The following is a 9737-nucleotide window of genomic DNA, read 5'->3' as shown; positions in this document are numbered from 1 at the left end:
AGGCGGGTGTTGTGCGTGCGGCCCATGCCGCCCGCTTCCATCGACCTCAGGTCCTCCAGGTAGATGACCGTGGCCCCCGCGGCAACGGCCTGGTCCACCGTCCAGCGGGCAGCGCTCCAGGCCAAGGCGTCGTTGAGATGGGAGCGGCGCTGTGAAACGTGCTCGATCTCCTCGGCCAGGACGAGGGCTTTGCCCTCCAGGGCGGGATCGGCGAGCCGAGCGTACTGGTCGGTCTTGGCGTGCAGGCGCTCGGACTGCTTGCGCAGCCGGTCCTGCTTGGCCAGCACACCCCCGGCCCGGAACTGGGCGCCCGCGCCCAGGGCGGTGATGCGCCCGTCCTCGCCCAGCCGGGCCGCGCCCGCCGAGAGCAGGGTGTTCAGTCCCCAGTCCACACCCAGGGCCACGGAGTGACCCGAGCGCTGGGCCTGGGGAACGGGGTGGGTGTAGGCCAGATCAGCGCGTACCTTCCCGCCGACGGTGCGCAGGGTGGGCAGGTGGAGTACGGCGTTCGCCGGGACGGTGGGCGGCAGGTTCAGGGGGCAGGCCACCCACGTCCAGTCCCGGTAGGAGGCGGGGTCGGGGCGGGTCGGTAGTTGCAAGCGCAGCAGGACCTTGGTCGGCTCGGTCACGGAGCGTTCGATGGTGGCCTGCTGCCCGTCACAGGCGGCCAGCAGCAGCATCCGCGCCACACCCGGCGATGGTTCCAGCTCGAACACATCAGCCGGGAGACGGCCGTTCTTGCGCTCGAAGGTGGCGATCTGTCGGGTGCGGGACTTGATGAGGCTGGAGGGCAGGTGCTCGCCGCCCGGGATCGCGGCGCGTACCGCTTTCCACTCGGCTTCAGTGCGCTTCTTCGGATCAGCGGGCCAGGTGGCCAGGATTGCGGTGACCACATCGGCGCGCCACTGCACCGACCGCAAGACGCGTCCGGCCTTCTCCTGGGCCATGCGCACGATCCGGTCGTTGACCCGCACACCCTGGGGCGGTGCGGTGGTCCAGCCCAGGCGGCGCAGGGCCATCCACGCGTTCGCTGGGAGTCTGCGGCCCTGGGCATCGGCCCCGGCGGTCAGGGTGTCCACGTCGGTGGTGTTGAAGTGCTCGCTGAGGAGGCGGGAGACCATACCGATCGTCAGGTCGGTGCACCAGCCCACACGTTCGGCCAGGGCAGAAGCGGTCAGGACCTCGCCGGTCCTCTCATCCACGCCGGAGTGGACGAGCGCGCGGACGCAGGCGGTGCGGCAGGTCTGGCCCTGGGCGAGTGGGATCTTGCGGCTCACCGGTCACCACCCCGCACGGCCCGGACCGGCGGACCCTGGCCGGGGCGGACGGCCGGGGTGGCCGCCCCGGCCAGAGGTCGGCTGTGGGCCGGGAAAGGGGTGGACATGTTCGAATCATGGCAGGAGGGAGTGACAAAGGGTGGAGGTTTCAGCCAAACCCAGCGGTCAGCGCCTCCAGGCCACCCGAAGCAGAACTGAGGAAAACCAGGGATCACTAAGAAAACTGGTGAGCCTGGGGACGTTCGTCGGCGCCTGCTTCGGCATGCTCATGACGGTGCTCCGGTTCCCCGTGGTCGCCCACCTGGCCCTCATGAGCGCCGTCATCGTGGCCGGTCTGGCGCTGTGTGTCCGCGACATCCCCGCCGGGTTCGGCCGCAGGGAGGCCGTCGACCGCGGCGCCGTCGCGCCCGCCCCCGTGGCGGCCCCGTGGCGGGACACCCGGCTGCTCCTCCTGGGCGGCGTCATCCTGGCCCTGGCGATGGCGGAGGGAACGGCCAACGACTGGCTCCCGCTGATCATGGTCGACGGGCACGGGTTCGACGCGGCCTGGGGGTCGGCGGCCTTCGCCGTGTTCGCCCTGGCGATGACACTGGGCCGTTTCGTCGGCGGCGTGTTCGTCAACAGGTTCGGTCGCGCCGCGGTCCTGGCCGCCAGCGCGCTGGTCGGAGCCGTCGGGATGGCGGGGGTCGTCTTCGTCGACCACCAGCCGGCCGTCGTGGCCTCGGTGCTCCTCTGGGGCCTGGGAGCCTCGCTCGGTTTCCCCGTCGCACTCTCCGCGGCGGGCGACACCGGGCGGGAGACCACAGGAGCCGAGACGGCGTCCAGGGTCGCCTTCGCCGCCACCATCGGCTACATCGCCTTCCTCGTGGGCCCGCCTGTTCTGGGGATCGTGGGCGAGCACTTCGGGCTCCGTCAGGCGATGCTTCTGGTTCTGGTCCTGGTGCTCGTCGCGGTGCTGCTGACCCCGGCCGCGCGCACCGTCCGACCGGCCCGGGAACCGGAGCCCGAGCCGGTGGAGAAGAGCGACCGCGTGTGACCGGCCCGCCCCGGATCCGCGGGCGGCGGCTTCGGGGCGGGCCGGTCCCGGACACCCGGTCCGGGGCCTGCCCGCTGTCCTGTACAGGTGCCTTCTACAGGGCGGCGAGGAAGTCCAGGAGGGCCGCGTTGACCTCGTCGGGGCGCTCCTGCTGGGTCCAGTGGCCGCAGCCGGGCAGGGTGATGTCGGCGTGCAGCTTCGGCGCGATCAGGGGCAGGGCCCGGCGGAGTTCGGGCACGCCCTCGAGGATGCTGACCATGTCCTTGTCGCCCAGCGCGTACAGGGCGGGGACCTCGATGCGCAGGCCCTGGAAGGCCGCCATGAGGCCCTGGTTGCGGTCGATGTTGCGGTACCAGTCGAGCGGTCCGGTGAAGGCGTCCGGCGCCGAGTAGTCCTCGGCGAAGACGGCGATGTCCTCGGGGGTCAGCCAGTCGGGCAGTCCGGTGGGTTCGGGCATGGCGTCGAGCAGGGCACCGCCCTCGGGGACGACCCAGGGCCGGGGTTCGTTGGCTCCGGACGCGCCGACCAGGACGCGGCGCAGGGTCGAGGCCGGGTCCGCCGAGAGTTCGGCGTCGGCCTTCCCGGGCTCCTGGAAGTAGACCTGGTAGTAGCCCTCACCGTAGATGTGCCGGGAGGCCCCGATGGAGGGCATGCCCGCGGGCGGCAGCGGCGGCACGCTCAGCCCCGCGACGCCGCGGACGAGGTCGGGGCGGAGCAGCGCGGTGGTCCAGGCGACCGGCGCGCCCCAGTCGTGGCCGACCACCACGGCGTTCTCGGCGCCCAGCGCCCCGATCAGCGCGGTGACGTCGCCGACCAGGTGGGGGAGTGTGTACTCCTCGGCGGAGGGGGCGCGGTCGCTGCGGGCGTAGCCCCGCTGGTCGGGTGCGACCACCCGGTACCCGGCCTCGGCCAGGGGGCCGAACTGGTGCCGCCAGGAGTACCAGCTCTCGGGGAAGCCGTGCAGGAGCAGGACCAGTGGGCCCTCGCCCTGTTCGGCGACGTGCAGGCGGAGGCCGTTCACCTCGACGTGGTGGTGCTTGACGCTCAACGCGACTCCTCTCGTTCCCCGTCCCCCGTCCGGAAGGCGGGGCCGGGGGTTCGGACCGGCGGGGTCAGCGTAGGGGAGCGCGGTGAACGGCGACAGGCGGTACCCGCCCCGGAGTACGTGGGGAGCACGTCCGGGGCGGAACCGGCGCACGCGGGTGGCGGCCCGGGAGAGTGCCCTTGCCCGGCCGGGCCGCACCCGGGTCAGCGTTCGCGGTTGAAGGCCCACACGGACAACGGGGCGAACACCGCCACCAGCGCCGCGGACCAGACCAGGGTGAGGGTGACGGAGTCGCCCGCCGGGGTGCCGGTGAGCAGGGCCCGGGCGGCGTCCATCGTGTGGGTGACCGGGTTGATCCCGGCCCAGGCCCGGAGCCAGCCGGGCAGGGTGTCGACCGGCGCGGCCATGCTGGTGCCCAGCAGCAGAGGCAGGATCGAGACGAAGGTGATCGCCATGACGGCGCTCTCGTCGCGCAGCAGCACCCCCAGGAACACCATCACCCAGCTCAGGGCGAAGCCGAACCCGATGGCCAGGGCCGAGGCGGCCACCGCGGAGGCCGGGTCGGTCCCGACCCGGAATCCCATGAGGAAACCGATCGCGAACAGGATCAGCACCGTGATCAGGTAGCGGACCAGGTCGGCGAGGACCGAGCCCAGCAGCGGGGCGGAGCGGCCGATCGGCAGGCTCCGGAAGCGGTCGTACACACCCTTCTTCATGTCGATGTTGATGGTCAGCCCGGACGAGAGCATCCCGGCGATGCCCGCACCCATGACCAGTACGCCGGGGAAGAGGTACTGGAGGTAGGCGTCGGTGGAGCCGGACACCGATCCGCCGAACAGGTAGACGAACAGGACCATGAACAGCGCCGGGGTCATCACGCCGTTGACCAGCGAACCCGGGTTGCGCAGGGACTTGGCCAGGCTGCGCCGGGCCAGGACGAGGCTGTGCCGCAGCAGCGGGGCGGGGCGGCGGGGCGCCGTGGTGCCCGCGGTGTCGACGGTGGGGGCGCTCATGCGCTGGTCTCCTTGCCTGCGTCCGAGGGCGCTGGGCCGACTGGGGGTGAGGGGTCTGTCCCGTTCGTGGGGGAGGTTCCCGTGCCGACCGGGGCCGAGGGGGTCGCGGACGTGCGGCCGGTGCCGGTGAGCGCGAAGAACACCTCGTCGAGGCCGGGCAGGTGCAGCGAGAACTCGGTGACGGAGATCCCCCGCTCCCGCAAGCCCGCCGCCATCTCCCAGGCCGCGGTGTCGCTCTCGACCGGGACGGACAGGGTCTGCCGGGTGCGTTCGGGCGCGCGGCCCGCCACCCGCTCCATGACGGCGGCGGCTGCCTGGCTCCGTTCGGGGTCGGTGGTCCGCAGTGAGACGGCCTGCCCGCCCACCACGCGCTTGAGTTCGGCGGGTGTGCCTTCGGCGATGACCCGGCCGTGGTCGATCACCGCGATGTCGTCGGCCAGGGCGTCGGCCTCCTCCAGGTACTGGGTGGTGAGCAGGACGGTGGTGCCCTCGGCGGTGAGTTCGCGGACCATCCGCCACAGTTCCTCGCGCTTGCCCGGGTCCAGACCCACGGAGGGCTCGTCGAGGAAGACCACGCGGGGCCGCCCCACCAGGCAGGCCGCCAGGTCCAGGTGGCGGCGCATCCCGCCGGAGTAGGTGGCGACGGGCCTGTTCGCGGCCTCGGTGAGTTCGAAGCGCTCCAGGAGTTCGCCGGCCCGGGCGGCGGCCTCGGTGCGGCGCAGGTCCAGGAGTTGGCCGATGAGCACCAGGTTGGCCCGGCCGGAGAGCTCATCGTCGACCATCGACTGCTGGCCGGTCAGTCCGATCAGGCGGCGCACCCGCGCGGCCTGGCGCACCACGTCGAAGCCGCCCACGGAGGCGGTGCCCCCGTCGGGGCGGGCGAGGGTGGCGAGGATGCGGACGGCGGTGGTCTTCCCGGCGCCGTTGGGGCCCAGTACCCCGAGGACCGAGCCGGGGCGGGCCGCCAGGTCCACCCCGGCCAGCGCGGTGGTCTTCCCGAACCGTTTGACCAGTCCCTCGGCTCGGAACGCGTACTCAGTCACGGCTCACGCCACCCTCCGGAGATTTCAGATGTTGATGTCATTTGGATGTTAACCGTATCTGAGTGCTGCTGGTATCTCAACGTAGGATGGGGACACCGCGGCAAGGAGGAAGATGGTTCGGCTCAGCAGGGCACAGCAGCAGGAACGCAACCGGGCACGCGTGCTCACGGCGGCCCGGGAGGAGTTCGCCGAGCGCGGCTACCGGGAGGCCAAGATCGACCGCATCGCCGACCGCGCCGACCTCACCCGGGGCGCCGTCTACTCCAACTTCCCGGGCAAGCGCGCCCTCTACCTGGCCGTTCTGGCCGACTCCGCCGAACGGGCGCCGCTGGGCGAGACCGCCGACGGTGTCCTCGTCGAGGAGGCGCTGGGCGCCTTCGCCCGCGCCTGGGTGGCCCGCCTGCCCTTCACCGGGACCGACGAGCGCGTCGGCACCGAGCTCATGGCCGAGGTCACCGCCGACCCCCGGGTGAGCAGGGTGTACGCGCAGCTCACGTCCCTGCGTGCGGTGCTGCTGGCACTGGCACTGGAACACCTCGAACCCGAGCGCCCCGACGCGGGGAAGGAAGCCGGCCGGCGTCGGGTCCGGGCCGCCCAGAGCGTCCTGACCACCCTGCACGGGGCCGGGCAGCTGGCCGCCGCCGCACCCGGGTTCACCGACCCCTTCACGGTCATCCGCTCCTGCGAACGCCTCGCCGGGCTGGACCTGGACGACAGCTGGCCGCTCCCGCACATCGCCCACGTCCCGGCGGCCCGGCCCGTGGACGAGCCCTGGGCCGCGCCCACCGCCTTGGACACCCTGCACGGGGAGCGGGTCCCCGTCGACGACGGCGTCGTGACCGTACTGGGCCTGCACCGGCTGGAGGCGGTCGAGGAGGCCCTGCGCGCCGTGCCGGAGGGGGTTCCGGTCACCGTCGTCCCGGTCACCGCCGAGCCCGCCGAACTCCTGCCGCTGGTCCGGCTGGTCCTGGCCGAACTGCGCGTTTGCCTGTCCCACTCCTTCCCGGACCGGGCCTGGGCACGGCCGCGGATCGTCCTCGACCCGGCCGTGGCCGCTGCCGCAGGGGCGGCCGAGCCCGACGACGACACCGAGACCGCCCTCCGGCTGCACGGCGGCCGGGTGGTGGCCCGCTCCGAGGGGAGGGGGGCGGCCCATGCGGTGGGTGCGTTCACCCCGGAAGCGCCCACCCGGGAGGGCGGCCGGGCCGGCACCCGCGCCAGGCGTTGAGGCGGGGCCGGTGTCCCCGTCCGGGGCCCGGCCCGCGCCCGGGGACCTCCGGTCCGGCGCTCACGCGTCCGGCTCCCGGCCGCCCAGGGCGCGCAGCACCGCGGCCTGTTCCACGGTGCGGCCCGCCGCCACGGCGCTCGCGGCCTCCTCGGCGGAGAACCCGGCGGCCACCCAGGCGGCCACGTCCGGGCGCGGCACCCCCGCGTCCCACCAGGTACGCAGCAGTTCCTCGGCGTCCTGCCCGGTCCCGGCCGAACGGGCCGCCTCCTTCGGGGTGAGACCCAGCGACCGGTAGAGCACGGCCTGGGCGGCGTTCACCCCCGCACGCGCCCACGGCACCGGCTCCCGGCCGCGCCAGCCCGCGTCCAGGTAGGCGCGGGCCGCGGCGGGACGCACCCCCGCGCGGAGCAGTGCGTACATCGTCTCGGCCTCGGCGTCGTCCAGGTCCAGGTCACGGTCCCGGTGACACCGGAGCAGCCTCGCGAACACCCGTTTGGGGTGCGGCCGCTCCCCGGCCAGGTGCCGCTCGGCGGCCTCGGCCCGGCTGTAGCCGAGTTCGTGCCGGCGAACGGCCTCGCCCGGGTTCATCCCGGCCCGCAGCGCCGGACCGACCGTGTAGGGGGTCAGCCCCGCGGCCCGCCGGGTCCGGGCCGGGGCGGGACGGTACACCCCGCGCTCGCGCCACCGTTCTGCGGCGTCCAGGGCGAACCCGGCGTCGATCCATCTGCGGGCCTCGGCCACCGCGAAGCCGCGCGCCGTCCAGGCGTGCGGGTCCTCGGGTCCGGGTTCTGGTGCGGGGTCGTCGAAGGTGGTGTTCATCGGGTCTCCTCGGGTCGGTGGACCGGTGTGGTCGGGTTCTTGGCCTGGCGGGTGCCCGCGCCTTCCGGTGACCGGGGCGGGACTCGGACCGGGGCGGGTGGGTCGTGTGCGGACCGAAGGCTTCGAGCCCCGTTGTGTCAACCTAGGTTGACCATCCGAAAAAGTCAACCAATGTTGACTCCAGGTGGCACGGAAAGCCGAAAGGGGTGTTTTGACCTGCTAAGGGACACGCGAGGCCGAACCCTGGGCCAGCCGGGTACCCGATGCGACACTGAGAACTTCGGGGTACGGGGACCATCGGGGGTGAGCTCGTGGAAGAGGGCGGCGAAAAGGTGATCTCGCTCGGCGAGAGCGAGCGACTGTTCCAGGAGCTCGTCAGATCCGTGCACGGGTGCGCGCCCCTGGAGGTTCTGGAGGCCGCCGACCGCTACGGAGCGGCGATCGGCCTCGGCAAGATCACCGTGCACCTGGTGGACCTGCAACAACGCCTGCTCGTTCCGCTCACCGGAGGGCCCATACTCGACGTCGACTCCACCGTCGCGGGCGAGGCCTACCGCTCCGACACCCTGCGGCTGGTCGAGGCCGGCCCCGACGCGCTCAGTCTCTGGTTCCCCCTCAAGGACGGGGCGGACCGCATCGGCGTCCTGCACATCCGTGCCGCCCACCTCGACGAGCCCACGCTCCGCCGCTGTCAGACACTCGCCTCACTGCTGGCCCTGGTCATCACGTCCAAACGCGCCTACAGCGACACCTACGTCCGCCGCACCCGCGCCCGCAACGCGCAGCTGCGCACCGAGATGCTGCGCGCCTTCCTGCCGCCCCGCACCCTCGGGGCCGGACGCGGAGTCTCCACGGCCGTCCTCGAACCCGCCTACGAGCTGGGCGGCGACGCCTTCGACCACTCCATCACCCGTGACACCCTGCACGCCGTCATCCTGGACGCCATGGGCCACGACCTCGCCTCCGGCCTGACCGCCTCGGTCGCCATGGCCGGGGCCCGCAGCGGCCGCCGCAACGGAGCCAGCCTGGCCGAACTCACCGCCAACGTGGAGCGCGCCCTGATCACCTGGCTGCCGGAGCGCTTCTGCACGGCGATCTTCGCCACCCTGGACCTGTCCACCGGGGTGTTCTCCTGGGCCAACTGCGGCCACCCCGTGCCGCTGCTCATCCGCCGCCAACGCCTGGTGGAGGGGGCGATGGAGCGCACCCCCGAACTCCCGCTCGGCCTGGACGGCATGCTCTCCGACGCCTTCCCGCGCACCGTGCACGAGATCGCCCTCGAACCCGGCGACCAGGTCCTGCTGTACACCGACGGGGTCACCGAGGCGCACGACAGCGAGGGAAACCTGTTCGGGCTGGAGCGCTTCGCCGACTTCGTCATCCGGGCCGCCTCCGCCGACGAACCCGCCCCGGAGACCCTGCGTCGCCTGATCCACGCCATCACCGAACACCAGCACGGCAGCTTCAGCGACGACGCCACCATCATGCTGCTGGAGTGGACCCCCGACCGCGAGGTTCCGCGCCCCCGCTGAACGGGCGCTGCCACCACCTCGTTCCGGTGCGGACCGGGAGCCCGGGCCCCCGCGCGGAGGTACCCGGCGGCAGGCCGAGACCCGGGCGGGTCGGCGCCCGGATGGGGCCCGGGGCGGTGGGGGAGCGGGTGGTCGGGTGTGTCCTCAGCGTCCGAACACCACGCAAGCAAACCTGACGTTAGAGTAGGGTTCGCGGGAAGGGGAGCCGACATGGCCCAAACGCAGCACATGCAGATCGGCGAGGTCGCTGAGCGGACCGGGCTGTCTCTGCGGACCATCCGCTACTACGGAGAGGTCGGTCTGGTCGAGCCCTCGGCGCGCTCACGGGGAGGGTTCCGCCTCTACACCGAGGAGGACGTGGACCGCCTCCAGCTGATCAAGCGCATGAAGCCGCTGGACTTCAGCCTGGACGAGACCCGCGAACTCCTGGAGGCACTGGGCCGTCCGGGCAGCGCCGAAGCGGACGGGGAGGAACGCGAGCGCCTGAACGAGAGGCTGGACGCCTTCGAGGCGGCCGTCGCGGCCCGCTGCCTGACTCTGCGCACGCAGTTGGCGACGGCCGAGGAGTTCGCCGACCGGTTGCGCGAACAGCGCCCCGACCGGCTCGCCCACAGGTGAATCAACAGTGACGGAGGAAGCGCAGTGGCGACGACGGTGCCGGTGACGGACAAGGTGGCGGCCGAGGTCGCGCACGAGGCGGAGCGGCGGCGGACCTTCGCGGTCATCTCCCACCCTGACGCCGGT

At 72.8% G+C, this 9737-nt stretch carries 8 protein-coding genes and 1 pseudogene; 4 read left to right on the top strand and 5 right to left on the bottom strand.

Annotated elements, in window-relative coordinates; translation table 11 throughout:
* Positions 1 to 1277, bottom strand: a pseudogene (locus D458_RS0125875) (zinc ribbon domain-containing protein); the annotation flags it as partial.
* 226 nt (positions 1278 to 1503) lie between these two features.
* Between D458_RS0125875 and D458_RS34280 the strand changes: the two are divergent.
* The gene (locus tag D458_RS34280; RefSeq protein WP_017589617.1) at positions 1504 to 2313 is read left to right on the top strand and encodes an MFS transporter; all 810 of its coding nucleotides are present in this window, start codon (positions 1504 to 1506) and stop codon (positions 2311 to 2313) included.
* Between the two features lie 94 nt (positions 2314 to 2407).
* Here the strand turns inward: D458_RS34280 and D458_RS0125865 are convergent, their stop codons facing one another.
* The 3 genes from D458_RS0125865 to D458_RS0125855 form a co-directional block, all read right to left on the bottom strand.
* Positions 2408 to 3361, bottom strand: a complete 954-nt coding sequence (locus D458_RS0125865; protein WP_017589616.1) for an alpha/beta fold hydrolase — start codon at positions 3359 to 3361, stop codon at positions 2408 to 2410.
* A gap of 200 nt (positions 3362 to 3561) precedes the next feature.
* Complete coding sequence (locus D458_RS0125860) at positions 3562 to 4371, bottom strand: ABC transporter permease (protein WP_017589615.1); 810 nt, start codon at positions 4369 to 4371, stop codon at positions 3562 to 3564.
* Positions 4368 to 5414, bottom strand: a complete 1047-nt coding sequence (locus D458_RS0125855) for a daunorubicin resistance protein DrrA family ABC transporter ATP-binding protein (RefSeq protein WP_017589614.1) — start codon at positions 5412 to 5414, stop codon at positions 4368 to 4370. Before D458_RS0125855 ends, D458_RS0125860 begins: the two co-directional genes overlap by 4 nt.
* A 112-nt stretch (positions 5415 to 5526) precedes the next feature.
* On the opposite strand from D458_RS0125855, the gene D458_RS0125850 reads away from it, so the two are divergent.
* Positions 5527 to 6642, top strand: a complete 1116-nt coding sequence (locus D458_RS0125850) for a TetR/AcrR family transcriptional regulator (RefSeq protein WP_017589613.1) — start codon at positions 5527 to 5529, stop codon at positions 6640 to 6642.
* A 60-nt stretch (positions 6643 to 6702) separates the two neighbouring features.
* Here the strand turns inward: D458_RS0125850 and D458_RS38015 are convergent, their stop codons facing one another.
* Positions 6703 to 7461, bottom strand: coding sequence for a hypothetical protein (locus D458_RS38015; protein WP_017589612.1), 759 nt, complete (start codon positions 7459 to 7461; stop codon positions 6703 to 6705).
* 311 nt (positions 7462 to 7772) lie between these two features.
* On the opposite strand from D458_RS38015, the gene D458_RS0125840 reads away from it, so the two are divergent.
* Positions 7773 to 8993 (top strand): PP2C family protein-serine/threonine phosphatase, encoded by a 1221-nt coding sequence (locus tag D458_RS0125840; protein WP_193374657.1) that lies wholly within the window; start codon positions 7773 to 7775, stop codon positions 8991 to 8993.
* 210 nt (positions 8994 to 9203) lie between these two features.
* The gene (locus D458_RS0125835; protein WP_026119685.1) at positions 9204 to 9611 is read left to right on the top strand and encodes a MerR family transcriptional regulator; all 408 of its coding nucleotides are present in this window, start codon (positions 9204 to 9206) and stop codon (positions 9609 to 9611) included.
* The last annotated feature ends 126 nt before the right edge of the window (positions 9612 to 9737 follow it).

The organism is Nocardiopsis ganjiahuensis DSM 45031 (genome assembly GCF_000341085.1).
Taxonomy (GTDB): Bacteria; Actinomycetota; Actinomycetes; order Streptosporangiales; family Streptosporangiaceae; genus Nocardiopsis; species Nocardiopsis ganjiahuensis.
Note: the sequence above shows the minus strand (reverse complement) of the source record. Positions and strands in the feature narration are given on the sequence as shown.

What these genes read in the sequence shown, in the direction of transcription:
- D458_RS0125860 (WP_017589615.1), bottom strand. Translation starts at nt 4,371, where the DNA reads ATGAGCGCCCCCACCGTCGACACCGCGGGCACCACGGCGCCCCGCCGC.
- D458_RS0125835 (WP_026119685.1), top strand. Translation starts at nt 9,204, where the DNA reads ATGGCCCAAACGCAGCACATGCAGATCGGCGAGGTCGCTGAGCGGACC.
- D458_RS0125850 (WP_017589613.1), top strand. Translation starts at nt 5,527, where the DNA reads ATGGTTCGGCTCAGCAGGGCACAGCAGCAGGAACGCAACCGGGCACGC.
- D458_RS38015 (WP_017589612.1), bottom strand. Translation starts at nt 7,461, where the DNA reads ATGAACACCACCTTCGACGACCCCGCACCAGAACCCGGACCCGAGGAC.